Source organism: Candidatus Tectomicrobia bacterium (assembly GCA_016192135.1).
GTDB lineage: Bacteria > UBA8248 > UBA8248 > UBA8248 > UBA8248 > 2-12-FULL-69-37.
In genome coordinates, this window is sequence record JACPUR010000037.1 from 96,201 (window position 1) to 118,534 (window position 22,334).

At 70.8% G+C, this 22,334-nt stretch carries 23 protein-coding genes; 2 read left to right on the forward strand and 21 right to left on the reverse strand.

Annotated elements, in window-relative coordinates:
- The first annotated feature begins 37 nt into the window (after nucleotides 1-37).
- Nucleotides 38-820 (forward strand): cyclase family protein, encoded by a 783-nt coding sequence (locus HYZ11_15585; GenBank protein MBI3129027.1) that lies wholly within the window; start codon nucleotides 38-40, stop codon nucleotides 818-820.
- 3 nt (nucleotides 821-823) lie between these two features.
- On the opposite strand, the gene HYZ11_15590 is transcribed toward HYZ11_15585, so the two are convergent.
- The 4 genes from HYZ11_15590 to HYZ11_15605 form a co-directional block, all read right to left on the reverse strand.
- Complete coding sequence (locus HYZ11_15590) at nucleotides 824-1,177, reverse strand: zinc ribbon domain-containing protein (GenBank protein ID MBI3129028.1); 354 nt, start codon at nucleotides 1,175-1,177, stop codon at nucleotides 824-826.
- A 58-nt stretch (nucleotides 1,178-1,235) separates the two neighbouring features.
- On the reverse strand, nucleotides 1,236-2,150 hold the full coding sequence (locus HYZ11_15595; protein MBI3129029.1) for a branched-chain amino acid transaminase: 915 nt from the start codon (nucleotides 2,148-2,150) through the stop codon (nucleotides 1,236-1,238).
- A 306-nt stretch (nucleotides 2,151-2,456) separates the two neighbouring features.
- Nucleotides 2,457-3,440 (reverse strand): hydroxyacid dehydrogenase, encoded by a 984-nt coding sequence (locus tag HYZ11_15600; GenBank protein ID MBI3129030.1) that lies wholly within the window; start codon nucleotides 3,438-3,440, stop codon nucleotides 2,457-2,459.
- A 13-nt stretch (nucleotides 3,441-3,453) separates the two neighbouring features.
- On the reverse strand, nucleotides 3,454-4,251 hold the full coding sequence (locus tag HYZ11_15605; GenBank protein ID MBI3129031.1) for an aspartate dehydrogenase: 798 nt from the start codon (nucleotides 4,249-4,251) through the stop codon (nucleotides 3,454-3,456).
- 156 nt (nucleotides 4,252-4,407) lie between these two features.
- Here HYZ11_15605 and HYZ11_15610 point away from each other — a divergent pair, with 156 nt between their 5' ends.
- A complete protein-coding gene (locus HYZ11_15610; protein ID MBI3129032.1) occupies nucleotides 4,408-5,091 on the forward strand; it encodes a Crp/Fnr family transcriptional regulator in 684 nt (227 codons plus the stop codon).
- Between the two features lie 44 nt (nucleotides 5,092-5,135).
- Here HYZ11_15610 and aroC read toward each other — a convergent pair whose 3' ends face one another.
- From aroC to truA, 17 genes are all read right to left on the reverse strand, one after another.
- Complete coding sequence (gene aroC / locus HYZ11_15615; GenBank protein MBI3129033.1) at nucleotides 5,136-6,212, reverse strand: chorismate synthase; 1,077 nt, start codon at nucleotides 6,210-6,212, stop codon at nucleotides 5,136-5,138.
- Nucleotides 6,213-6,226: 14 nt separating this feature from the next.
- Nucleotides 6,227-6,760 (reverse strand): shikimate kinase, encoded by a 534-nt coding sequence (locus HYZ11_15620; GenBank protein ID MBI3129034.1) that lies wholly within the window; start codon nucleotides 6,758-6,760, stop codon nucleotides 6,227-6,229.
- A gap of 5 nt (nucleotides 6,761-6,765) precedes the next feature.
- Entirely contained in the window at nucleotides 6,766-7,776 is a 1,011-nt protein-coding gene (gene miaA, locus HYZ11_15625; GenBank protein MBI3129035.1) for a tRNA (adenosine(37)-N6)-dimethylallyltransferase MiaA, read from the reverse strand.
- A 230-nt stretch (nucleotides 7,777-8,006) separates the two neighbouring features.
- Nucleotides 8,007-8,537, reverse strand: coding sequence for a macro domain-containing protein (locus HYZ11_15630; protein ID MBI3129036.1), 531 nt, complete (start codon nucleotides 8,535-8,537; stop codon nucleotides 8,007-8,009).
- A 52-nt stretch (nucleotides 8,538-8,589) separates the two neighbouring features.
- Nucleotides 8,590-8,958 carry an integration host factor subunit beta gene (locus HYZ11_15635; protein MBI3129037.1) on the reverse strand — a complete coding sequence of 123 codons (369 nt, stop codon included), beginning with the start codon at nucleotides 8,956-8,958 and terminating at the stop codon, nucleotides 8,590-8,592.
- A gap of 103 nt (nucleotides 8,959-9,061) precedes the next feature.
- A complete protein-coding gene (gene sppA / locus HYZ11_15640) occupies nucleotides 9,062-9,985 on the reverse strand; it encodes a signal peptide peptidase SppA (GenBank protein ID MBI3129038.1) in 924 nt (307 codons plus the stop codon).
- A 30-nt stretch (nucleotides 9,986-10,015) separates the two neighbouring features.
- Nucleotides 10,016-11,668, reverse strand: a complete 1,653-nt coding sequence (locus tag HYZ11_15645; protein ID MBI3129039.1) for a 30S ribosomal protein S1 — start codon at nucleotides 11,666-11,668, stop codon at nucleotides 10,016-10,018.
- A 224-nt stretch (nucleotides 11,669-11,892) separates the two neighbouring features.
- Nucleotides 11,893-12,585, reverse strand: a complete 693-nt coding sequence (locus HYZ11_15650; protein MBI3129040.1) for a (d)CMP kinase — start codon at nucleotides 12,583-12,585, stop codon at nucleotides 11,893-11,895.
- Entirely contained in the window at nucleotides 12,582-13,448 is an 867-nt protein-coding gene (locus HYZ11_15655) for a prephenate dehydrogenase/arogenate dehydrogenase family protein (protein ID MBI3129041.1), read from the reverse strand. Before HYZ11_15655 ends, HYZ11_15650 begins: the two co-directional genes overlap by 4 nt.
- Nucleotides 13,449-13,520: 72 nt before the next feature.
- Nucleotides 13,521-14,624, reverse strand: coding sequence for a histidinol-phosphate transaminase (locus tag HYZ11_15660; protein MBI3129042.1), 1,104 nt, complete (start codon nucleotides 14,622-14,624; stop codon nucleotides 13,521-13,523).
- Nucleotides 14,625-14,976: 352 nt separating this feature from the next.
- A complete protein-coding gene (gene pheA / locus HYZ11_15665) occupies nucleotides 14,977-15,810 on the reverse strand; it encodes a prephenate dehydratase (protein MBI3129043.1) in 834 nt (277 codons plus the stop codon).
- A 209-nt stretch (nucleotides 15,811-16,019) separates the two neighbouring features.
- Nucleotides 16,020-16,910 carry an alpha/beta fold hydrolase gene (locus HYZ11_15670; GenBank protein MBI3129044.1) on the reverse strand — a complete coding sequence of 297 codons (891 nt, stop codon included), beginning with the start codon at nucleotides 16,908-16,910 and terminating at the stop codon, nucleotides 16,020-16,022.
- A 43-nt stretch (nucleotides 16,911-16,953) separates the two neighbouring features.
- On the reverse strand, nucleotides 16,954-17,799 hold the full coding sequence (gene trpC, locus HYZ11_15675) for an indole-3-glycerol phosphate synthase TrpC (GenBank protein ID MBI3129045.1): 846 nt from the start codon (nucleotides 17,797-17,799) through the stop codon (nucleotides 16,954-16,956).
- Entirely contained in the window at nucleotides 17,796-18,806 is a 1,011-nt protein-coding gene (trpD, locus tag HYZ11_15680; GenBank protein ID MBI3129046.1) for an anthranilate phosphoribosyltransferase, read from the reverse strand. Before trpD ends, trpC begins: the two co-directional genes overlap by 4 nt.
- Nucleotides 18,807-18,967: 161 nt before the next feature.
- Nucleotides 18,968-19,549 carry an aminodeoxychorismate/anthranilate synthase component II gene (locus HYZ11_15685; GenBank protein ID MBI3129047.1) on the reverse strand — a complete coding sequence of 194 codons (582 nt, stop codon included), beginning with the start codon at nucleotides 19,547-19,549 and terminating at the stop codon, nucleotides 18,968-18,970.
- A 135-nt stretch (nucleotides 19,550-19,684) separates the two neighbouring features.
- Complete coding sequence (gene trpE, locus HYZ11_15690) at nucleotides 19,685-21,205, reverse strand: anthranilate synthase component I (GenBank protein ID MBI3129048.1); 1,521 nt, start codon at nucleotides 21,203-21,205, stop codon at nucleotides 19,685-19,687.
- A gap of 237 nt (nucleotides 21,206-21,442) precedes the next feature.
- Entirely contained in the window at nucleotides 21,443-22,264 is an 822-nt protein-coding gene (gene truA, locus HYZ11_15695) for a tRNA pseudouridine(38-40) synthase TruA (GenBank protein ID MBI3129049.1), read from the reverse strand.
- Nucleotides 22,265-22,334: the final 70 nt, after the last annotated feature.

The following is a 22,334-nucleotide window of genomic DNA, read 5'->3' on the forward strand; positions in this document are numbered from 1 at the left end:
CTCCCCTGTCGGCCAACCCCCCGGAGGAGTGCGCGCCATGCTCATCGACACGGACCGCCTGGACGACTACGAGCTCGTCGACCTCAGCCACCCCTGGGGCCACGGCGCCCCTCTCTGGCCCTACTTCCCGGACATCAGGATCGAGCGCTTCCACTACCACGCGAAGAGCCAGGTGCTCAGCCAGCAGATCACCACCTTCATGCACTGCACCACCCACACCGACGCCCCCGCCCACGTCATCGAGGGGAAGCCCTTCATGGACGAGGTCCCGCTGCGGAGCTTCTTCGGGAGCGCCGTGTGCGTGGACATCCCCAAGGAGGAGTGGGGGGTCATCACCGCCCAGGACCTGGAGGGCGCCCGCCCTGAGATCCGTCCCGGCGACATCGTCCTCATCCACACCGGCTGGCATCACCACTACGGGGACAACACCAAGTACTTCATCTACTCGCCGGGCCTCTACCGGGAGGCGGGGGAGTGGCTCGTCCGGCGCGGGGTGAAGGGGGTGGGGGTGGACCAGCAGGCCCTCGATCACCCCCTCGGCACGAAGATCGCCTGGGGGCCCCAGCCCATCTGCCCCTTCACGATCGACGAGTACCGGGCCCGCACCGGCCGCCACCCCGGGGAAGACTTCCCGGATTGGGAGCCCTGCCACCGGCTCCTGCTCGGAAACGGCATCGCGGGCTTCGAGAACGTGGGCGGAGACTTGGACCGGGTGGTGGGCAGGCGTTTCGCCCTCGCCGCCTTCCCCTGGCGGTGGCGAGGCGGGGACGGCTGCATCGTCCGGATGGTGGCTTTCCTGACGAAGGAAGAGGCTCGGTAGGGCTCAATCCTTCTTCTTGCCCGCGGGCTTGCTCTCTGGTTTGCTCTCCGGCTTGCTCTCGGCCTTCGCCTCGGTCTTGGGCTCGGGCTTGGCGTCGGCTTTCTTCTCGCTTGCGCCGTCGCCGCCTCCGCCCTCGGAGGCGCTCTCGGATTTCTTCTTGTCCTTGCCGTTCGAGCCGTAGCCGCCGGTGGCGTACCAGCCCGCGCCCTTGAGGTGGAAGGCGGAGCGCGAGACCTTGCGGCGGAGCCTCAGCGCCCCGCAGGCGGGGCACTTGCGGATGGGCTTATCGGTGGCCTTCTGGATCTTCTCGGTCCCTTCGCCGCAGGCCTGGCATTCGTACTCGTAGATCGGTGTCACGGTGCCGCTTCCTCCCGTCTTCCCCGGCTCCGCCGAAGGCGGCCGGCCGTGGAAAACGTCAAACGGATGTGAGCCACTTGAGCCGGCCCTCGTCCTCGCCGTTCACCACGGCGAAGAAGGCTGTCTGGAGACGCTGGGTGACGGGGCCGGGCCTGCCCTCGCCCACCTGGCGGCCGTCCACCTCGCGGATGGGGGTGACCTCGGCGGCGGTGCCGGTGAAGAAGGCCTCGTCGGCGGTGTAGACCTCGTCGCGCGTGATCGAGCCCACCTCGAAGGGCACGCCCTGCTCGCGGGCCAGGTCGATGACGGTGTCGCGCGTCACGCCCCGCAGGACGCCGTGCAGGGGCGGGGTCTTGAGCACCCCGTCGCGGACGATGAAGATGTTCTCGCCCGAGCCCTGGGCCACGAGGCCCTCCGGGTCGAGCATGATGGCCTCGTCGAAGCCCGCCTTGATGGCCTCCACCTTGGCCATCTGGCTGACGGCGTAGTTGCCGGTGGTCTTGGCCTTGGTCATGTAGCTGTTCGGGTGGTGGCTGGTGAAGGAGGATATCTTGCAGCGGATGCCTTTCTTGAGCCCCTCCTCCCCGAGGTAGGCCCCCCAGTGCCACACGGCCACGAGGCAGTTCACCGGGGCGCCCATCGGGTTCACCCCCATCGAGCCGTAGCCCAGCCAGACGAGGGGCCGGATGTAGCACGACTCGACCTTGTTCCGGCGGATGGTTTCGAGGACGGCCTCGGTGAACGCCTTGCGCTCGAAGGGGATGTCGAGCCCCGTGATGCGGGCCGAGTCGTAGAGCCGCCGCATATGCTCGTGGAGGCGGAACACGGCCGGGCCCCGGCGCGTCTTGTAGCAGCGGATGCCCTCGAACACCCCGAGCCCGTAGTGGAGGCTGTGGGTGAGGACGTGGATTTTGGCCTCGTCCCAGGGGACGAACTTCCCGTCGATCCAGATCTGCTCGGTCGCGCCTTTCAAGTCCGCCTCCTAGGAAAAAACCATCCCGCAAGCCGGCAAAACCGGCCAAGTATAGGGGGGGAGGCCCACGGGCGCAAGCGCCCACGTCACGCCCCGTAGACCTCTGGATTCAACAGCATGGCGGGATGTTCCGTCCATGAAAAAAGCCAGGGCCGTGAAGCTCTCTCCACTTCTCCATCACCCCCTGCCCCTCTCCTAAGGGGAGAGGGGGGTGGCAAGCTCCTCGCCGTCACGTGCAACCGGCCGCGGCGCCCTCTCCCTATGGGAGAGGGCCGGGGTGAGGGGACACCGTGATCTCCCCTCGCCCTATGCCTTATACACCTCTGGATTCAACAGCATGGAAGCGTCGGGCCGCTCCCCCCGCAGGGCGCGGAGCACGCCGTCGGCGGCCATCTCGTTGATGCGCTCGCGCGCCTGGTGGGTGGCCCCGGCCTGGTGGGGGGTGAAGACCACGTTGGGAAGGGAGAACAGCGGGGTGTCCTTCGAGGCCGGCTCCTCCTCGAAGACATCGAGCCCCGCCCCGGCGATCACCCCCTCCCGAAGCGCCCGGACGAGCGCCGCTTCGTCGATGACCGCCCCCCGGGCGCAGTTCACGAGGATGGCCCTCCGCTTCATCATCCGCAGGCGGGCCGCGCCGAACATGTGGCGGGTCTCGGGGGTGAGGCTGCAGTGGATGGAGACGATATCGGATTCTCGGGTGAGGGTGTCCAGGTCCGCCGGCTCGGCCCCGCCCGCCCGCACCCGCTCCGGCGAAAGGAAGGCGTCGTAGGCCAGGATGCGCCCCTCGAAGCCCCGGAGGAGCCGCGCGAGCTGCCGCCCGACGTTGCCGAAGCCCACGATGCCGAAGGTGGCGCCCGTCAGCTCCCAGCGGATGTTCACCTTGTCGCGCCAGTGGCCCCGGCGCAGGTTCTCCATCCCCTGGGGGATCTCCCGCACCGCGGCGAGAATCAGCCCCAGGGCCATCTCGGCGACCGAGACGGCGTTCGAGCCGGGGCAGTTCACCACCGGCACCCCGCGGCGGGTGGCGGCCGGGATGTCGATGTTCTCGACCCCTACGCCGATCTTGGCGATGATCCGCAGCTTGTCCGCCGTCTCGATGACGGGCGCCGTGATCTGCTCGCGCGAGGTCACGATGAGGGCGTCCCAGCCCTTGGCGTCGCGGAGGAGCTCCGCCTCGGACCACTTCCGGGCGCCGCCGTCGCGGATCTCGCCGTGCGGCGAGAGGAGCCGCCGCAGCGTCTCGCGGGGCTCCCGGAACTCCGGGATGAAGAAGACAGGCTTCGCGCTCAAGGCTCCTCCCGGGTCAGGTGCCCACCACCAGGTGCGCCTCGCGCCCCCGCAGGAAGGCGATGGTGGAGAGGAAGGTCAGGATGCCCGTCTTCGGGTTCTCCGAGGGCACGTTCTCGATCCGGATGAAGGAGCGCCCGAACTCCCCCGCCGCCTCGACCTCGTGAATGTTCCTGCCGATGGACGGGTCGCACACGATCCGGATGGTGGTGCGGCGCGGGCCGATGCCGGCCAGGCTCACCGCCGCCGAGACGTTCACGTTCTCGGGGAAGCCGCGGCAGGCCTCGACCGGGCTTCCCTCGAAGATCACCGTGGGCTCCCGCAGGGCGTCGAGGTCCAGGCCGCGCTCCACCACGTAGGGCGCCCCCTTGAGCCCCGCCGGGGGCTTGCGGGTGGTCATGGTGACGGAGTCCAGGCGCCCCGCGGCGGCGCCCTTGAGCCCGTCCAGGCCGATGATGGCGCCCGAGGGGACGTAGATGCGAGATCCGCTCGCCCGGGCCAGCTCGAGCAGGTCCTCGCGCTCCAGCAGGGCCCCCGCCGAGAGCACGAGCACGTCCCGCCCCCGGGGCAGGGCCGCCCGGCAGATGGCCTCGACCGTCGGGCCGCCCGAGGCTTCGGCCACCACCTCGGAGGCCTCCACCACGCCCGCGAGATCGGTCAGGTGCGGGCGCGCCTTGAGCCCGGCCAGGAAGGCCTCGGCTTTGGCGGGGGTGCGGGTGGTCACCGCGGCGACGGAGGCCGGCACCCTGCCCTCGTCGGCGGCCCGCACCATGGCCCGCCCGATCACCCCCAGCCCGACCACCCCCAGCCTCATGCCCCGCCCCCCAGGCCCGTTCCCGGCGCCCGATCCGCCCCCCAGGCCGGAGTCAAGCCGCCCGGCCGGACTTTCGCGCCGTTTGGCATCCGGCCCGCATCCCTGCTAGAGTACCGCGATACGGAAGTTCCCCGCTCGGGCCGGAGAGGCACCGCCATGGGATTCGAATCCGTTCTCGGACAGGTTTCCCTCTTTGCCCATCTGCCGAACGAGAGCCTGGAGGTGCTCGGCAAGCAGCTCCAGCACCGGCGCTTCGACCGGGAGCAGATCATCTTCCACAAGAACGACCCCGGCTCGACGCTGTACATCATCATCTCGGGGAAGGTGAAGATCCTGCTCCCCTCGGCCGAGGGCGAGAACGTCATCGTGGCCCTCCTCTCGACCGGCGAGTTCTTCGGCGAGCTCTCGCTCTTCGACGGCGCCCCCCGCTCGGCCACGGCCGTCGCGGCGGAGTCGACCGAGATCCTCACCCTCGACAAGGACGACTTCAACCGCTACATCCTGGAGAATCCGCGGGCGGCCATCGTCATCCTCTCCGAGCTGAGCCTGCGCCTCCGGCGCACGGACGAGCTGCTGAGCGACGCCGCCTTCTGCAATCTCGCCACCCGCCTCGCCAAGCGCCTGACCGACCTCGCCAGCCGCTACGGGCAGCCCGGGCCCCAGGGGGCCGTCCGCATCAACCTCAGGCTCAAGCAGCAGGACCTGGCCGACATGTCCGGCGCCACCCGCGAGAGCGTCAACAAGGTGCTCAAGGCGTTCAAGGAGCAGCGCCTCATCCACTGGAGCAAGGGCATCATCACCCTGATGGAGCCCGGCACCATGCGCCACAAGGCGCGCTGACCGCTGGAGGACGACGAGGCGTCCGGTCCGGACTCGCCTCTCCCCTAGACCACCCGTACCCCCAGGCTCAGCCGCCAGTGGTCGGCCAGCACCACCGCCATCATCGCCTCCCCGATGGGCACCGCGCGCGGCGCGACGCAGGGGTCGTGCCTCCCCTCCACCTTCACCGTCCGGCGCTCCCCCTTGATCGAAACCGTCTCCTGCTCCAGCAGGATGGAAGAGGTGGGCTTCACCGCGAAGCGCACCACGATGGGCGCCCCCGAGGAGATGCCGCCCAGGATGCCCCCGGCGTGGTTCGTCCGGGGCGTCACCTTCCCCTCCACGAAGTCGAAGGGATCGTTGTGCTCGGAGCCCCGCATGGAGGCCGCCCGGAAGCCCGCCCCGATCTCCACCCCCTTGGCCGCGTGGATGCCCATCATGGCCGAGGCGAGGTCCGAGTCGAGCCGCGCGTAATACGGCTCGCCCCAGCCCGCGGGGACGCCCGTGGCCACCACCGTGACCACCCCGCCGACCGAGTCCCCCGCCTTCCGGGCGGCGAGGATGGCCTCCTCCATCCGCTCGGCCGTCCCGGGGTCGGGGCAGCGCACGGGGTTGCTCTCGATGACGGCGGGATCGAAGGACTCCCCCTCCCAGGCCACATCCCCCACCCGGCTCACGAAGCCCACGATGGAGATGCCCTGCCGGGCGAGGAGCTTCTTGGCGATGGCGCCCGCCGCCACCCGGCCCGCCGACTCCCTGGCGCTGGAGCGCCCGCCCCCCCGGTGGTCCCTCCGGCCCCAGCGGGCCATGTAGGTGAAGTCCGCGTGGCCGGGCCGGTAGAGCTCCCGCAGGGGCTCGTACTTGGAGGAGTCGGCGTCCTTGTTGCGGATGAGGATGGAGATGGGCGTCCCGGCCGTGTGGCCCTCGAAGACGCCCGAGAGTATCTCGCCCCGGTCCTCCTCCTGGCGCTGGGTGGTGACCCGGCTCTGGCCCGGCCGGCGCCGGTCGAGCTCCCGCTGGATGTCCGCCTCCTCCAGGGGCAGCCCGGCCGGGCAGCCGTCCACCACGACGCCCACGGCGGGGCCGTGCGACTCCCCCCAGGTGGTGAAGCGGAACACCCGCCCGAACGTGTTGGACACGATGGCCTCTCTTCCCGTCAGCGCCGCTGGTCGAGCCAGCTCCGCACCCCGCGCTCGGCCTCGGCGGCGGCCTCCGCGGGGTCCCGCCCGTCGGGGTTCTCGACCACCACCCCGGCCAGGCGCTCGTAGCGCGGGAGCCTCGCCGCGAGGACGCCCCGCAGGGCGCCCTCCTTGTCCGCCTCCGCGTCCAGGTAGGCGGGCCAGCCGTCTTCCCGCACCCGCCGCACCAAGTCCTCCTCCGGCACCCGAAGATACACCACGCAGTGGCCCTCGAGCGAAGCCTGCGCGGCCGGGTCGAGCGGCGCCCCCCCGCCCAGGGCGAGCACCATCTCCCCCTCCGCCAGGGCCCCGGCCAGGAGGGTCCGCTCCAGCGCCCGGAAGGCCTCCCCGCCCAGGCGCCGGAAGGCCTCCCGGAAGCCTGCCTTCTCGCCCAGGCGCGCCTCGGCGGCCGCCTCGACCCGGCGGTCCAGGTCGTCGAAGGGGAGCCCCAGGCGCGAGGCCAGCAGCGGCCCCACCGTCGTCTTCCCCGCCCCCTTGAACCCGATCAGCACCACGCTCAACCGGCCGCCCCCTTCCGCAGCCCCGGGAACCCGGCGAGGTAGGCCTCGACCGCCCGGGCACCCTCCTCCGCCGCCCGCTCCACGCCCTCCGCGGGCCGGAGCCAGCGGATACCCTCGACCCGCCGGAACCAGGTGCGCTGGCGCTTGGCGTAGCCGCGGTGGAGGCGGCAGATGAGCTCCACCGTCTCCTCGAGACCCGCCTCCCCGCGTCCGAAGGCCAGCGCCTCGGCGTAGCCCAGCCCCTCGAAGGCGGGCGCCCCCGCGAGCCCTTGCCGCGCGAGCGTCTCGGCCTCCTCGACCATCCCCCCCGCGAGCATGGCGCGGACCCGCCCCTCGATGCGCCGGGCGTGAAGTTCGGGCGGCCAGTCTACTCCGAGCCACAAGGGGCGCTCAAAGCCCTTCGCGGGGGCTTCGGCGCGCAGGGAGGAGATGGGGCGGCCGGTGGCCTCGTACACCTCCAGGGCGCGGACGATGCGCTTGCGATCGTTGGGATGGATCCGGGCCGCCGCCCGGGGGTCGCACCCGGCCAAGCGCCGGTGGAGGGCGGCGGGGCCCTCCCGGTCCGCCTCCGCCTCGAGCCGCTCGCGGAGGGCGGGCTGGGCGCCGGGGCCCTCGAAGAGGCCCTCCGCCAGGGCGCGCAGGTAGAGGCCGCTCCCTCCCACGGCGAGGGGCACCGCGCCCCGGGCGTAGACGCCCTCGGCGCAGGCCCTGGCCTCTCGGGCGTAGCGGGCGGCGTCAAAGGTTTCGGCCGGATCGGCCACGTCGATCATGTGGTGGGGGAGCGTCCGCCGCTCGGCCTCGGTGGGCTTGGCGGTGCCGGCGGAGAGGCCACGGTAGATCTGTCGGGCGTCGGCGCCGATGACTTCCAGGGGGATCGAGAGCCGCGCCGCAATGGCGATGGCCAGGGCGGTCTTGCCTGAGGCCGTGGAGCCGGCCAGGACGGCGAGGGGCCTGGGGTCGGGGCCTTCGAAGGGGTATCGCGGCGGCGCGCCAGCGGCGGATTCCATCAGCGGCGTTCACCCCCCGAGGTTGTGGCCATCTCCCTCTCCCTCCGGGAGAGGGCCGGGGTGAGGGAGACTTTGCAGGACGAGCCTTAAGCCCACCTTGGGCAGGGCAGCCGCGGGGCTGCCCCTACACCCTCACCCCCTTCCCCTCTCCCAGGGGGGGAGGGGAGCCGTTGGCATTTGCCCGGTTGCACAGGCCCGCAAGGAAGTTCCTCGGGCCCTGCTCCGCGCCCTTACCCCGCATCGGCGAGGGCCGCCTCGAAGGCGCGGAGGTCCGCTTCGCTGAAGAGGACGAACTCGATGCGGCGGAGGGTGCCTTCTTCCCGGGCGAGGTGCCCGGCGGCGGCGCGGAGCATGCGCCCGGCCGCCCGGGCGGCGGGGAGCCCTCCCACGCCGGTGCCGATGGCGGGAAAGGCGATGCTGGTGAGCTTGAGCTCCTCGGCCCGGCGGAGGCTGGCCCGGGTGCAAGCCTCGACGAGGTCCTCCGAGGTCCGCAGGTCCTGTCCCATGCCAGCCGCGTGGATGACGTAGCGGGCCTTGAGCGCCCCCGCCCCGGTGGCGACCGCCTCACCCACGGGGATGGGCCCCTTGGCCACGGCCTCCTCCTCGATGGAGGCGCCGCCCTTGCGCTTGATGGCGCCCGCGACCCCCGCCCCCATCCAGAGGTGGTTGTTGGCGGCGTTCACGACGGCGTCGGCCGCGCTCTCGGTGATGTCGCCTTGGGAGAGGGAGATGAGGCCCCTGCCGATGCGCTTTTCTCGCATGGGAGGAATCCCGCCGGCCGGCGGGGGCGGAAGGCTCCCCCGGCGGTACGGGCTAGAAGGGCTTTTCCTCGGTGCCGCCGGCCCGGGGGACGGACGCGGAGGCCCGGACGCCGTCCGAGGAGACGGCGGAACCGTTCTCCTCCGGCTTGCCGTCCACCAGCTCGCGGAGCTCTTTGCCCGCCTTGAAGAAGGGGACTTTCTTGGGCGGGATGGCCACCTTGTCGCCCGTCCGGGGGTTCCGCCCGTCGCGGCTCTCGCGGGAGCGCACCCGGAAGCTGCCGAAGCCCCTCAGCTCCACCTTGTCGGAGCCGGCGAGCGACTGGATGATGCTCCCGAAGACGATGTTGACCACGCGCTCGGTGTCTTTCTTCGTGAGGTTGATCTTCGCGGCGATCCGCTCCACCAGCTCCGCCTTGGTCATGGGAAACGGCAACCTCCATGGCGAGTGCGACGGTCGCGGGGCCCGCCCTCTGCCTTCCGGGCGGCGGGAAATCGGTTGCCGTGCGGCTCCCTCGCGGCGACGGTCACGAAAGTCTCCACATATACTCTAGCACGGCGGGCGTCCCTCCGAAAAAGCGCCCGCCCTCCGTCCCGAACCATCCGGACCACGGCCCGGCCCAGTTCTGCAGGAGGCTCCAGAGGCCCGCCTCCGGCTTCAGCTCGATGAGCCGGGGCTCGCCCTTGATGCCGCCGAGCCGGGCCGCCTCCAGGATCGCCTCGCGCTCGGTGCCCAGCGCATCGACGAGGCCTATCTCCTTCGCGCGCTCGCCGCTGTAGATGCTCCCGTCGGCGATCTCGCGCACCCTCTCCTGCGGCATCTTGCGGCCTTCCGCCACCGCGCGGACGAACTGGGCGTACGTGTCGTCCACCAGCCGCTGGAGGATCTCCCTGTCCTTGTCCGTCATCGGGCGGAAGGGCGAGGCCACATCCTTGTTCGGCCCGCTCTTGATCACGTTCATGCGAAGCCCGAGCGTCCCCATGGCCTTCTGGACGTCGGGCAGGACCATCACGACCCCGATGCTCCCGGTGATGGTGCCGGGATTGGCGTAGATCTTGTCGGCCGCCGCCGCCACGTAGTAGCCGCCCGAGGCGGCCACGCTCCCCATGGAGGCGACCACCTTGACGCCCGCCTTCCGCAGCCGGAGCACCTCCTGGTAGATCTCCTGCGTGGGCGACACCGCGCCGCCCGGGCTGTCGATCCGGAGGAGGACGGCCTTGACGCCGGGCCGCCTCCCGAGGCGCTCCAGCGAGCGGACGGCCGCCCGGGCGTCGAAGATACCCCCCTGGATCCGAAGGATGGCCACCGCCTCCGGCTGCCCGGCCCCGTCCGCGTCCGGATCGCCCAGCAGCGACTCCACCAGAAGCCGGGAGAAGGCCCAGACCCCCCCCGCCACCACAAGGAACGCGATCAGCGAGAGCAGGACCCCGCGGGGCAAGGATCGGCGCATGGCATCACCTTCCGGCGCGGGCGTCGGCCCTTACCTCCCGCCGCCCTCTTCTTCCTCGGCGGCGCTCGGATCCTCCGGAGCCGGGACATCGGACGGCGCCGGCTCGGGCGCGCGGCTGACGATCGGGTCGTCGCCCGTGGCCTCGACGTAAGCGCGGATGCTCAGGCCGAGCCGCCGCTGGTCGGGCTCGATCTTGATGACGCGCATCTTGAAGGTGTCGCCCACGTGGACGACCTCCTCCGGCTTGCTCACCTTGTGGGTGCTCAGCTCGGAGATGTGGACGAGGCCCTCGAGATCGTCCTCGGGCGCCGCGAAGACGCCGAAGTTGGTGATCTTCGTGATCTTGGCCTCGACGTCGTCGCCCACCTCGTAGCGCTTCTCGATCTCGGTCCAGGGGTCCTGGGCGAGCTGCTTCATGCCGAGGGAGAGGCGCTCCTTATCGACGTCCACGCTGAGCACCACGGCCTCGACCTCCTGGCCCTTCCGCAGGATCTCGGAGGGGTGCTTGAAGCGCTGGCTCCAGGAGATGTCGGAGATGTGGATGAGCCCGTCGATGCCTTCGTCCAGGGCGACGAAGGCGCCGAACTCGGTGAGGTTGCGCACCTTGCCCTGCACCCGGGTGCCCACGGGGTACTTCTCCTCCACCGTGGTCCAGGGATTGGCCTCGATCTGCTTCATGCCGAGCGAGATGCGCCGCGCCTCCTTGTCGAGGTTCAGCACCACGGCCTCGACGATATCGCCGACCTGAACGATCTTGGAAGGATGCCGCACCCGCCGCGTCCAGGACATCTCGGAGACGTGGACCAGCCCCTCCACCCCCTGCTCGAGCTCGATGAAGGCGCCGTAGTCGGTGATGGAGACGACCCGGCCCTTCACCCGGCCGGTCGGGGGATACTTGATCTCGACATCCTCCCACGGGTCGGGAGTGATCTGCTTGTGGCCCAGGGAGACGCGCTCGCGCTCGCGGTCGTATTTGAGGACCACCACCTTGACCGTGTCGCCGATGGAGAGGAGCTCGCTCGGGTGGCTCACCCGCCCCCACGACATGTCGGTGATGTGGAGCAGGCCGTCGATGCCGCCCAGGTCGATGAAAGCGCCGTAGTCGGTGATGTTCTTGACGACGCCCACGATCTGCTGGCCCTCGTGGAGCTTGGAGAGGGTTTCGCGCTTGAGTTCGGCGCGCTCGTCCTCGAGGAGGACGCGGCGGGAGAGCACGATGTTCCCCCGCTTGCGGTTGAGCTTGATGATCTTGAGGTCGAAGCGCTTGCCGATGAACTGGTCGAGGTTACGGACGGGCCGCAGATCCACCTGGGAGCCGGGCAGGAAGGCCTTGAGCCCGATGTCCACCGTGAGGCCGCCCTTGATGCGGGCCACCACCTCGCCCGAGACCGTCTGGCCGTTGTCGTAGGCCTTGCTGATCTCGTCCCAGACCTTGATTCGGTTAGCCTTTTCCTTAGAGAGGGCGATGAGGCCGTCCTCGTCCTCGCGCTCCTCGACGTAGACCTCGACCTCGTCCCCCGGCTGGAGCTTGCGGCCCCCGTCCGGGAACTCGTTCCGGGGCACCAGGCCCTCGGACTTGTAACCGACGTCCACGAGGATGTAGTCGCCCTCGAAGCCGACGACGCGGCCCTTGACGATCTCCCCGTCCTTGACCTGCAGGGTCGAGGCGTAGAGTTCTTCCATCTGTTCGGGCGAGAGGGAATCCGGGTCGGTTCCCTCGGCGATATCGATGTTGCGCGAAAGGGAGGGGGTGGGTGATTCGGTCATCTGCGAGGCCAGCCTCAAGAAGTGAAAAGGGGGGAAACAGCCGCCCCTCGAATGGCGCCCCAAGCGCCCGTCGAGCCGACGGCGACCAGTGACAGCGGTACGTCCATCTTATTTCAGGGTTGGGGGGGCGTCAACACAACTCAAGTCGCCTCAATCACTTCCCCGTACACCTGGCGGATTTTGTCTAGCATGAAGGCCAGCACTTGGTCAATGGACCGGCGGGAGGTGTCGATGCAAACCGCGTCCCCCGCGGGCAAGAGGGGCGCCTCCGCCCGCTCCCGGTCGCGCCGGTCCCGGGCCCGGATGTCCTCGGCCAGCCGTTTTTGGTCGAAGGAGATTCCCTTTTCCTCGAGCTCCCGGAAGCGCCGTTCGATCCGGACCTCAATGTCCGCATCCAAGAAAAACTTCAGCCGGGCCTCGGGAAACACCACCGTCCCGATGTCCCGGCCGTCCATCACCGCCCCCCGGCGGCCCTTGTAGGCCCGCTGGAAGCCCAGGAGGGCCTGCCGGACCTCCGGAATGGCCGACACCCGGGAGGCGGCGTCGCTCACCCGCTCCTCCCGCAGGGCCTGGGTCGCGTCCCGCCCTTCCAGGAAGTTCCGCCAGCCGTCCGGGGTGCGGCGGCACTCGAAGCGCATCTCCCGGGCGCACCGGGCCGCCGCCTCGGGGTCGTCGGGGTCCCCGCCCCGCTCCAGGACGAGGAGTCCCACCGCCCGGTAGAGCGCCCCCGTCTCCAGGTAATCCCACCCGAGGCGCTCGGCGACCCCCTTGGCGGCGGTGCTCTTGCCCGAGCCGGCCGGGCCGTCCACCGGGATGACGATGCCCGCGCTCATGCCCAGCCCTTGTCCCTGAGCCAGCCGTCCCGGCCCGCCTTGGCCCGCCGGAAGACCTCGTCCAGGGTCCGGCCGTCCCCGGCCTCCACCGCACGCCGCAAGACGGCCAGGTGCGCCTCGAACGCTCCCAGCGAGGCCAGGAGGGCCTCCCGGTTGTCCAGGCAGATTTCGCGCCACATCTCGGGGCTGCTCGAGGCGATCCGGGTGAAGTCGCGGAAGCCCCCGGCCGCGTAGGGGAGACCCTCCCCCTTCAGCGCGGCATCCACCAAAGCATATGCAACAAGGTGGGGTAAATGGCTGATATCGGCCAGGATCCGATCATGCGTCCCGGGGTCCATCAGGTCCACCCGGGCCCCCACCTCCTCCCAGAGCGCCTTGAGCGCCTCGATCGCCCTTGGGTCCGTCCTCGGGGTGGGGGTGAGGATGACCCGCCGGCCCTCGAAAAGCTCCGGGAAGCTCGCTTCCACCCCGGATTTCTCGGTGCCGGCGATAGGATGGCCCCCGACGAAGCGTACTCCCCCTATGTCCATCCCCTCCACCGCCCGGACGAAGGGCCCCTTCACGCTCCCCACATCCGTCAGGACGGCCCCCGGGCGCATGGCCGGGAGGATGGCCCGGGCCACCTCGATGGCGGCCTGGACCGGGGTGCCGATCACCACTAGGTCCGAGTCCCCCACCGCCTCCCGGTGGTCCGCCGAGACCCGGTCCACCACCCTCAGGGCGAGGGCGCGCTCCAGATTCGCGGCACCCCTCCCGGCACCCACGAAGCGGCGGATGAGCCCTCGCCCGCGCGCCGCCCGGGCCAAGGAGCCCCCGATGAGCCCCACCCCGATGATGGTCGCCTGCTCGAAGAGAAATGGCATGAAGCCCCCGAAAACAAAAAATCGGATGAGGTTAACCCGTTCAACCCGTTGTTAGATTGTCGGTTCCACAGCTTATTTTGCCATGATTTCGGCGAGGGATTCCACCACCCGGCGGTTCTCCTCGGGCGTGCCAATGGAAATCCGCAGGTGCCTCGGAAAGCCGTACCCGGCCACCGGGCGGACGATGACTCCGTCCCGCAAGAGGGCCTCGTAGACCTCCTTGGCGTCCCCCACCTCGGCCATGATGAAGTTCCCCTGGGTGGGGACGAAGGGCAGCCCCAGCGCCGCGAGCTCCCGGACGAAGAACTCCCGCCCCTCGGCGTTCACCCGGACCCCCCGCTCGACGTGGGCGTGGTCCTCCAGGGCGGCCTCGGCCGCCACCAGGGCCAGGGAGTTCACGTTGAAGGGCTCCCGCACCCGCTCCATGGCCGCCGCCACCTCGGGATGGGCCACCCCGTAGCCCACCCGCAGCCCCGCCAGGCCGTACACCTTGGAGAAGGTCCGCATGGCCACCAGGTTGGGGTGCTCCCGGAGCATCTTCACCGCGTCCGGGTAGTCTTCCCGGTGGGCGAAGTGGCAGTAGGCCTCGTCCACCACCACGAGGGTGCGCTCCGGCACCCGCTCCAGCAGGCCGCGCAGAGCCTTCTCTCCCACCGCCGTCCCCGTCGGATTGTTCGGGTTGGCGATGAAGACCGCCTTCGTCCGCTCGTCCACCTTGGCCGTCATGGCGTCCAGGTCGTGGGTGAAGTCCCGCATGGGGGTGGTGCGCATCTCGCAGGAGCTGAGCTGGGCGACGATGAGGTACACGATGAAGGCCCCCTCCGAGAACACCACCGGGTCGCCCGGGTCGAGGAAGGCGTGGGCCAGGAGCTCCAGCACCTCGTTCGTCCCGTTCCCCAGCACGAAGTTCTCGGGCGCGAGCCCGTGGTGGCGGGCCAGGGCGCGCTTGAGGTAGTAGCCCCCGCCGTCCGGGTAGCGGTTGAGGTCCCCCAGCGCCTTCCGGACCGCCTCCAGCGCCTTGGGCGAGGGCCCGAGCGGGTTCTCGTTCGAGGCGAGCTTGATGGAGCCGCTGATCCCCAGCTCCCGCTCCACCTCCTCGATGGGCTTCCCCGGCTGGTAGACCGTGATGCCCGCCACCGGCTGCGCCGTCTGGAATTTCATCGCTACCTCCCACATGCGCTGCAGCCGCCGCCGGGGCGCCTTTTCCCTCTCCCCCTGGGAGAGGGGGGAGCATTCAAGCGCCTGCCGCTTGAACGCTCCGGGTGAGGGCACCCCAAAAATCTTCGATTTTTGGGGACCCCGGGTGAGGGAGGCTCGCGGCGCCGCCCCCGTGCTTGCTCCTCCCCTTTCCGCCGGGCCTTCGCCCGCCGCAGCGAAGCTTCCCGGAGGTGGGAGGTCTTCGGCCCGCGCAGGCGGGAGGGGGTTAGGGGGAAGTCCACCAGCGGCCTTTCCCCCACCCCACCCTCCCCCGGAGGGGGAGGGAAAGACAAAAGCGGCGGGAGCCGGTCCCACATTCGCGGTTCCGCGCCTACTCCTCCGCCGGATAGGACCCCAGCACCCGCAGGTACTCCACCTCCCCCCGCAGGCACTCCAGGCAGCCCGCCAGGGGGGGCTCCCCGGCGTGCCCCTCCACGTCCATGAAGAACACGTAGTCCCAGGCCTTCCGCCGGGAGGGCCGGGACTCGATCTTGGTCATGTTCACCCCAGCCCCGGCGATGGGCCCCATGGCCCGGTAGAGCGAGCCCGGCTCGTTCTTCACGACGAAGAGGAGGCTCGTGCGCGCGCGGCCTTTCTTGGGGACGGGCTCCTTGGCCAGGACGAAGAAGCGCGTCACGTTGATGCTCTCGGTGTCGAGCTTCTCGGCCAGCACCTTCAGCCCGTAGTGCCCCGCCGCCATCCGGCTCCCCAGGGCGGCCAGGGAGGGGTCCAGGGAGGCCTCCCGCGCGGCCCGGGAGGTGCTCGCCACCTCCTCCACCGCCACCCCCGGCAGGTGCTTCTGGAGCCACCGCCGGCACTGGGCCACGGCGTGGGGGTGGCTCAGCACCCGCCGGATGTCCCGCATCCCCTCCGCCTTGGTCAGGAGGTGGATGTCGATGGGCAGCCGCACCTCCCCCGCGATGACCAGGGGGGAGTCCACGAGCCGGTCCAGGGTGACATTGACCGTGCCCTCCAGGGCGTTCTCGACCGGCACCACCCCCCGGTCCGCCCGGCCCACCTCCACCTCGTCGAAGATGGCCGCAATGGAGTCCGCCGGCAGGTACTCCGCCTCTTTGCCGAAGTGGCGCAGGGCCGCTTCGTGGGTGAAGGTGGCCTCCGGCCCCAGGTAGCTCACCCGGATGGGCTTGGTCCCGGCCTTCGGCATCGAATCCCCTCCGTTGGAACCCGCGAAACGCGGCATCCTACCCCAGAGGGGGGCGGGGATGAAGGGCGGGAGGGATGGGCGGATTCGAGTGTCCGCCCCCGATTGCACGTGTAGGGGCGGTTCGCGAACCGCCCCTACGGGATCAGGTCCGACGCCCACGCCTGTGGCAGAAGGCCCCTGTGCCTGCCTCCTCGAGAGGGGCCCCCCGCCTACAGATGCCGCCCGAACCAGTCCACCGCCTCCCGCATCCCAATCTCGTGGAGGGCGGGGTTGCAGAACTTGTAGGACTCGTAGTGCTCCGCCCCGGGCAGCTTGATCAGCTTCTTGGGCTCCCCGCAGGCGGCGTAGCAGGAGAGCTGCTCCTGGACGGGCACGAGGTGGTCATGCTCGGCGTAGATGAAGAGCACGGGCCTGGGCGCGATGCGCCCCGCCACCCACTCGGGCTTGTAGCGCCAGCAGGCCTCGGCGCTTTCCAGATCATAGTCCTTCACGTAGTGCGGGTGCCGCTGGTGATGGCCCTTGAGCACCATCTCGGTGTGAGGGTCGCAGAGCATCATCTCGGGGAGGGGCACGGTGGCGGCCTCGCCCGTCGTTACGCGCCGCCGGGCCGCCGCCATGACCTTCTCCCGGAAGGCCGTCCATTCGTAGGGGCGGCGCACCGAGCGCATCCAGCGCTCCCCATCGAACACCCCCACCGAGGTGACCACCACCCTCACCCGCTCGTCGAAGGCGGCCACCCAGACGGCGTTCGCCCCGCCGAAGCTGGTCCCGAAGATGCCGATGCGGCCTGGGTCCACCCCCTCCACCGTCTCCAGGTAGGTGATGGCGTCATAGGTGTCCTGGGCCTGCTCGAGGGGGCGGTGGCGGCCCCGCTGGCCCTCGCTCTTGCCGAAGCCGCGGTGGTCAGGCGCGAGGACGAAGTAGCCCTCCTCCCACAGCCTCCGCGGGACGTCCATCCCGTAGACCTCCTTCATCCCGCTGTAGCCGTGGAGGCAGAGGATGGCGGGCCGGGGCGGATCGCCCTTCTTCCAGTCCTTGGGGGTGTACATGTGCGCCGCGATTTTCAGGCCATCACTGTAGTACATGATCTCCTGGTACATGACCTCCTCCCTTGCCCGCACCCTTCATCCCCCACCCACGAATCTAACCCGCGCGGGCCGGAAGCCCCCGCAGCTCGGCCAAGAGCCCCTCGGGCGAGGGAGCGCGCATGAGGGCCTCCCCGACGAGGACGGCGTCCACCCGGGCCCCGGCCAGGGGGGCCACGTCTTTCCAGCCGAGGATGCCGCTCTCGGAAACCAGGACGAGCTGCCCCCGCCGGGGGGCGGGGAGGCGGCTGAAGACGCGCAGGGTGTGGCCCGCGTCCACCTCGAAGGTCTTGAGGTTGCGGTTGTTCACCCCGAGGAGGCGCGCCCCGGCCGCGAGCGCCCGGTCCATCTCCTCCCCGGCGTAGACCTCGACCAGGGCGTCCATCCCCAGATCCTCGGCCTGGAGCCGCAGGTCCTCCATCTCGTGGGTTTCGAGGATGGCCGCGATGAGGAGGATGGCGTCCGCCCCGCCCGCCCGGGCCTCCACCACCTGGTAGGGGTCGAAGATGAAATCCTTGCGCAACACGGGGAGCCGGACCGCCGCCCGCACCGCCCGCAGGTGGTCCATGCTCCCGAGGAAGCGCCGCCGCTCGGTCAGCACCGAGATGGCCGCCGCACCCCCCGCCTCGTAGCGGCGGGCGATGGCCCCCGGGTCGAAGGCCCAGGCGATCACCCCCTGGGAGGGAGAAGCCTGCTTCACCTCGGCGATGACCCTCACCCGGCCTCCGTCCGGGTCCAGGCCCGAGGGCGGCATCCGCAGCGCGTTCAGGAGCCCCTGGGCCGGGGGGGCGTCCTTGGCCCGGGCGGAGAGCTCCCGCTCGGGCAGGGCGGCCTGGTCGGCCGCCAGGTCCTCGCGGACGCCCGCCACCAGCTCGTCCAGGACGGTGAGGGACTGAAGGGTCATGCGTTCGAGAGCTCGACGAGGCGGTCGAGCGCCCGCAGGGCGGCGCCGGAGTCGATGGCCTTCCCGGCCAGCTCGGCGCCCTCCCTGAGGCCCTGGGCCTTTCCCCCGGCCATGAGCGCCGCGGCGGCGTTCAGGAGCACCACGTCACGCCGGGGGCCCTTCTCGCCCGAGAGGATGCTCCGGGAAATCTCGGCGTTCTGCGCGGGATCGCCCCCGGCGAGCTCCTTCGCGGGAACGCTCTTGAGACCCGCCGCCTCGGGCTTCACATCGTAGGTCTTGACCCGGTGGCCGTCCCACTCGGAGACCCGGGTGGGGCCGGTCAGGGTGAGCTCGTCCATCCCGTCGTGGCCGTGGACGACGAGGGCGCGCTTCGCGCCGAGCTTCCCGAGCACCTCCGCCACGAGCTCGGTGAGGGAGGCGTCGTACACCCCCACGAGCTGGCACTGCGCCCCCGCCGGGTTGGTGAGGGGACCCATGACGTTGAAGATGCTCCGCATGGCGAGCTCCCGCCGGGGGCCGATGGCGTGCTTCATCGCCCCGTGGAGCATCGGGGCGAAGAGGAAGCCGTAGCCGGCCTCGTCCAGGCAGAGGCCCACCCGCTCGGGCGCCGCCTCGATGTTCACCCCCAGGGCCTTGAGCACGTCGGCGCTCCCGCACTTGCTCGACACCGAGCGGTTCCCGTGCTTGGCGACGGGCAGGCCCGCCCCCGCCACCGCGAAGGCGGCGGTGGTCGAGATGTTGAAGGTGTGGGCGCCGTCCCCGCCCGTGCCGCAGGTGTCCACCACCAGGGGGTGCTTGGTGGAGACGCGGGTGGCCTTGGCCCGCATCGAGCGGACGCTCCCGGCGATCTCCTCGGGGGTCTCCCCCGCCATCCGAAGGGCCACGAGGTAGCCCCCGATCTGGGCCGGGGTGGCCTCCCCCGTCATGATCTGATCCATCACCTGCTCGGCCTCGGCGGCCGAGAGGTGCTGGTTCTGCACGAGCTTGGCGATGGCTTGCTGGATCATGCGAACACCCCTTCCCCTTTGCCGATGCAGGGGCGCATTGCCATGCGCCCCTACGCCTCCACCACGCCTTCTGCAGGGGCGAGGCATGCTTCGCCCCTACGGACCCTGTTCGGAACCGGACGATGGGGAACCATACCCCCGCCCCGGGCCCGCCTCAAGCCTCAGGCCCGGACGCCGCCCTCGAGCGCGTTCTTGAGGAGCGACTTTCCGTCGGGCGTCAGGATGGACTCGGGGTGGAACTGCACCCCGGCGACGGGCACCCCCTTCACCCGCACCCCCATGATCTCGCCCTCGGCCGTGTGGGCGCAGACCTCGATCTCCCCGGGCAGGCCGGCGTGGTCGATGAGGAGGCTGTGGTAGCGGGTGGCCGTCATGGGGTCCGGGAGGCCCTCGAAGACCCCCTGGCCGTCGTGGAGCACCTCGGAGGTCTTCCCGTGCATGATCCGCTGGGCGCGCACCACCTTGGCGCCGAAGGCGGCGCCGATGGCCTGGTGCCCCAGGCACACCCCCAGGATGGGATAGCGCCCGGCGTAGCGCTCGATGAGGGGCATGGAGAGCCCTGCGCTCTCGGGGCGGCCCGGCCCCGGCGAGATGACGATGAGGTCCGGCCCGAGCCTCTCCACGTCCTCAAGCCGGAACCGGTCGTTCCGCCAGACCGTCACCTCCGCCCCCAGCTCGGCCAGGTACTGGACGAGGTTGTAGGTGAAGGAGTCATAGTTGTCGATCATCAGGACGCGCGGCATGGCATGTCGTCTCCCAAAGCCACTGGATAAGGGCCGTGTCCGTAGGGGCGGGTTTGAAACCCGCCCCTACGGAATCCCCTCACCCTACCCTCTCCCAGAGGGAGAGGGAAAAATCCAAACCTTCACAGCGGGCCGCTACAGCAGCCCCGTCCGCGCCAGCTCGAGCGCGCGGAGGGTACCCCGGGCCTTGTTGATGGTTTCCTCGTACTCGAACTCGGGTTTCGAGTCCGCCACGATCCCCGCCCCCACCTGGAGGTAGAGCTTCCCCTCCCGGGCGAAGAGGGTGCGGATGGCGATGCAGGTGTCCATGTTGCCGCCGAAGCCGAAATAGCCCACCGCCCCGGCGTAGGGCCCCCGGCGGACGGGCTCCAGCTCCTCGATGATCTCCATCGCCCGCACCTTGGGGGCGCCCGAGACCGTGCCCGCCGGAAAGGCGGCGCGCAGGACGTCGAAGGCGTCCTTGCCCTCGTCCAATTTGCCCACCACGTTGCTCACGATGTGCATGACGTGGCTGTAGCGCTCGACCGTCATCTGCTCCGTGACGCGCACCGTGCCCCGCTCGCACACCCGGCCCACGTCGTTGCGGCCCAGGTCCACGAGCATGATGTGCTCGGCGCGCTCCTTCTCGTCCGCGAGGAGTTCCTCGGCGAGGGCGCGGTCCTCCTCCTCCGTTTTTCCCCGGCGCCGCGTGCCCGCGATGGGCCGCACCTCGACCTTCTCTCCCTCGAGGCGCACCAGCACCTCGGGAGAGGCGCCGACGAGGGTGGTCTCGCCCAGCGCCAGGTAGAACATGTAGGGCGAGGGGTTCACCGTCCGGAGCGCCCGGTAGATGGAGAAAGGATGCACGTCCAGCGCGCTCTCCAGCCGCTGGGCCAGCACCACCTGGATGGCCTCTCCGGCGTGGATCATCTCCACCGCCCGGGCGACCGCCTTCTCGAAGCCCGCGCGCGGGAAAGAAGAATGCAGCCCCTTAGCCCCGGTCACGGGATGGCCCGAGAGCCTCGTGGCGGGGGGGGCGGGCGGCTCCTGGGGCGGGGCCGCCGGGGCGTCCTGGAGGCGCGAGACCAGCCGCTCGATCCGGGCCACCGCCTCGCGGTAGGCGGCCTCGGGCTCCGCCCCGTCGAGGTGGGCGTGGGCCACCACCTTCATCCGCTGGGTGACGTGGTCGAAGATGATCAGGCTGTCCGTGATCATGAAGACCAGCTCGGGCAGCCCCAGGTCGTCCCCCGCCCGCCCGGGCAGCCGCTCGATGAAGCGCACCGCGTCGTAGGCCATGTAGCCCACGGCGCCGCCCCAGAAGCGGGGCAGGCCGGGCACCTCGACGGCCTTGTACTGGCGCATGAACTCCCGCAGGGCCTCGATGGGGTCCTCGGCCTCGAAGGACTCGGCCCGGCCCCCCCGCGTGAGGCGCACCTTCCGCCCCTTGCTCTCGAAGACGGCCGCCGGGCGGCTGCCGAGGAAGCAGTAGCGGCCCCACTTCTCCCCTCCCTCCACGCTCTCGAGCAGGAAGGCGTAGGGGCCGTCCGCGACCTTCAGGTAGGCCGAGACGGGGGTTTCGAGGTCGGCGAGGACCTCGCGGTACACGGGGACGACGTTCCCCTGCTGGGCGAGCCGGAGGAAGGTCTCCCGGTCGGGCACGTAGCGTTCGCTCTTCATGGTCTCCTCGGAGGCCGCCCCGCGGCGGCGGCCCAGGCAAACAAAAACGCCATGGGAACCTGGGAGGTCCGCCATGGCGTCGCCGTCGGCGCGAGAGGAAATGCGGCTACGTCCCCCTGGGCGGATCCCCCTTCCGGAGCCGGGTGATGCATCGCCAGGGCCAAGCCCCCGGGAGGAGAAACCGCTCGCTCATGCCGCCCTCAATCTGGGTGAAAGAAGCCACCCCGCGGACCTTACCTACAAACCCTCGCCGGCGTCAAGGGTGGCCTCGGCGGCGTCCGGCTCGGGGGGAGCGGGCGGGGGCGTCCGGGGGCCGTAGTCCACGGAGACGAGGTAGAGCCCCTGCGGGGGGGCCGTGGGCCCCGCCTGGGTCCTGTCCAGCGACTCCAGCGCCCGCCGCACCGACTCGGGCGTCCGATCCCCGCGCCCCGCCTGGGCCAGCGTCCCCGCGATGGTGCGCACCATGTGCCGCAGGAAGCCGTTCCCGGCCGCCTCGATGACCACCTCGTCCTCCTCCCGCCGCACCTCCAGGCGGTCCAGCCGCCGGACGGTCGAGGCGGGCCTCCCCTGCTCCCGGCAGAAGGCCGCGAAGTCGTGCTCCCCGGCGAGGAAGGCCGCCGCCTCCCGCATCCGCTCCACGCCGAGCGGGGCCCGCAGGTGCCAGGTGCGGGCGCGGCGGAGGGGGCTCGGGGCCCGCCGGTTGAGGATGCGGTAGCGGTAGGTCTTGCCGAGGGCATCGTGCTGGGCGTGGAAGTCCGCCGCCTCGCGGCAGTCCAGCACGGCGAGGTCCTTGCCGATCAAGCCGCCCGCGCCGAGGCGGATCTTCAGGAGCTCGATGCCGGAGCAGGTGTCGAAGTGGGCCACCTGGCCCAGGGCGTGGACGCCCGAGTCCGTGCGGCCCGAGCCCACGATGCGGATCTCCTCGCCGCACAGGGTGGAGAGGGCGCGCTCGAGTTCTCCCTGCACGGTGCGGGCGCCCGGCTGGACCTGCCACCCCTGGAACTCCGCGCCGTCGTACTCGACCCAGATGGCGAGGCGGCGGAGGCCCTTCTCACGCATGGCCCGCGGGGGCTCCCCGGAGGGCCTGCCGGAGGTGCGCCCCCGTGTGGGAGCCCTCCGCCAATGCCAC